The following is a 669-nucleotide window of genomic DNA, read 5'->3' as shown; positions in this document are numbered from 1 at the left end:
GGGCAACATCGGCACGGCGGCCGCGGCGCAGGCTGGCGGCGACGGCAGCACCATCATGCTCAACGGCGTTCCCATCGCCGTGAACCGCTTCCTCTATGCCTCCCTGCCCTTCGATCCCGATCGCGACTTTTCCCCTCTGGGCCTCATCGCGATCGTGCCCAACATCATGGTCGTGCCGACGGAACTGCCGATAAGCAGCGTCGCGGATTTCATCGCCCTCGCCCGCACGCGGCCGATGAACTACGCCTCGATCGGCAACGGCACCTCGCTGCACCTGGCCGGCGCACAGTTCAGCATCGCCACCGGGCTGAACCTGACCCACGTCCCCTATCGCGAGACCGGCGCCGCCAATAGCGACGTCATGGCCGGGCGCGTGGAGGTGATGTTCCAGACCATCGCCGCCGCCGCCGGCCTCGTGCGGGCCGGCCGGATGAAGGCGCTGGCCGTCACGAGCGCCGAGCGCGCCCCCGCCTTCCCCGATGTGCCGACCTTGAAGGAGGCGGGCGTGGACCTCGTCTCCGTCGGCTGGTTCGGCCTCTTCGCGCCGCGCGGGGTGCCGACGGACCGGCTCGCGAAGCTGGAAGCCGAGACGTCAGCCGCCGTGCAGGATCCGGCAGTGGCGCAACGCATCGTCGAGAGCGGCAGCATTCCGCGCGCCCTGTCCGGCGC

1 protein-coding gene is annotated in these 669 nt (G+C 70.4%); it reads left to right on the top strand.

Annotated elements, in window-relative coordinates:
• The coding region (locus AC1DWF_RS35130; RefSeq protein WP_476843087.1) for a Bug family tripartite tricarboxylate transporter substrate binding protein at positions 1-669 on the top strand (669 nt) is incomplete at both ends.

The sequence above is a fragment of the Aminobacter sp. P4_D5 genome (genome assembly GCF_056401815.1).
This window is presented reverse-complemented; position numbering and strand designations above follow the sequence as displayed.